Genomic DNA, 1,558 nt, shown 5'->3' with positions numbered 1-1,558 from the left:
CTAGACACTATGACTCTCGTGAGGCAAAGGCTGGCCTGCCGTGAGGAATCAGACGCGGGTTAGCATTGCTGCCAGAGCCGCACGGTGCGGACAGGGCCGCACCCGGCGATTTCCGGCACGGAGGCCAGCATGGAACACGATAGCACTACGCTGTACGTCGGTCTCGATGTACACAAGGAATCGATCACGGTCGCGTATGCGCGCGGTTCGGGTGAAGTCGAGCTGCTGGGCAAAGCTGGCACGACGCAGGCGGATGTCGATCGCCTGTGCAGGCGCCTGCAGTCAAAGGCACGGCACGTCTGCGTTGTCTACGAGGCCGGTCCATGCGGCTACGGGCTTTACCGTCAGCTCGTGCAGAAGGGATTCGGGTGCATGGTGTGCGCCCCATCGCTGATTCCGAGGAAACCGGGCGAGCGGGTCAAGACCGACCGGCGCGATGCGATCAAGCTGGTGCGATCGCTGCGCGCCGGTGACCTCTCATCGGTATACGTGCCCACTGTGGACGATGAAGCGTTCCGCGATCTGGCACGCACGTGGGTGAGCGCCAAAGACGACCTGAAGCGTGCCCGGCAACGAGTGAAGGCCTTTCTGCTCTCGCATGGGGTGCGCTATACCGGCCGCGCCGACTGGGGCCCGTCGCACAGACGCTGGCTCAGCTCGTACACCTTCGGCAGCGCCTGGCAGCAACTGGCGTTCGAGGAGCAGCGGCGCGCGATCGAGGACCGCCTCGCGCAATGCGTGCGTCTGGAGGCGGCGTTGCGCGAGGCGGTTGCCGGCTGGCGCTTCTATCCGGTCGTACTGGCCCTGCAGACGATGCGAGGCGTGCAGTTCACTACGGCCGTTGGGGTACTCGCCGAACTGGGCGATCTGTCACGCTTCGCCCATCCGCGCCAGCTGATGGCCTGGCTGGGTCTGACGCCCTCGGAACACTCGTCAGGCGAGAAGCGCCGCCAGGGCAGCATCACGAAGAACGGCAACAGCTACGCCAGGAAGCTGCTCGTCGAGGCGGCCTGGAGCTACCAGCACCCGGCACGCGTGAGTCCCGAGATCCAGCGCCGCCACGAAGGCATCCCGAAACCGATTGTGGACCGGGCGTGGGACGCACAGGTGCGCTTGTGCCGACGCTATCGCAAGCTCGTCGCGCGCGGCAAGCAGAAGAACATCGCGGTGGTCGCGGTCGCCCGCGAACTCGCCGGGTTCATCTGGGACATCAGTCAGCTCGCGATGTCACTCGCCGTACCGCACGAAGGACTCACAGCGTGATGCAGCGATCGAACAATCCTACCCACCCTGACGACTGGAGGATGAGTTTCCTGAAGGCGGCGTAGCCCGGCACACGAGTAACCCGCGAAACGACTACGCAACGGATTGCATCCGACTTGCGGCGCTAGAAAGCGGCAGGCTCATTGGGCGGACCTCTGTAATGCGGTACCCAACCCGCGGATATCAGCTTGATCCACCGTCGAGATGTACTGCTACGTCGCCCTCAGGAAATTCCGGCAACATGAACCAGAGAAACCGAAAAACCGATCCCGATTGACACCGGGAGTCATATCAG

General features: G+C 63.8%; 1 protein-coding gene. It reads left to right on the top strand.

The window, feature by feature from the left end:
- Positions 1–129: 129 nt before the first annotated feature.
- On the top strand, positions 130–1,263 hold the full coding sequence (locus tag G3N64_RS39080) for an IS110 family transposase (RefSeq protein WP_205788893.1): 1,134 nt from the start codon (positions 130–132) through the stop codon (positions 1,261–1,263).
- Positions 1,264–1,558 lie beyond the last annotated feature (295 nt).

Origin of the sequence: Burkholderia sp. Ac-20344, assembly GCF_017104975.1 — a bacterium.
Classification (GTDB): domain Bacteria; phylum Pseudomonadota; class Gammaproteobacteria; order Burkholderiales; family Burkholderiaceae; genus Burkholderia.
The sequence above is the reverse complement of the archived record's forward strand: the minus strand, read 5'-3'. Positions and strand labels throughout refer to the sequence as shown.

What these genes read in the sequence shown, in the direction of transcription:
- G3N64_RS39080 (WP_205788893.1), top strand. Translation starts at nt 130, where the DNA reads ATGGAACACGATAGCACTACGCTGTACGTCGGTCTCGATGTACACAAG.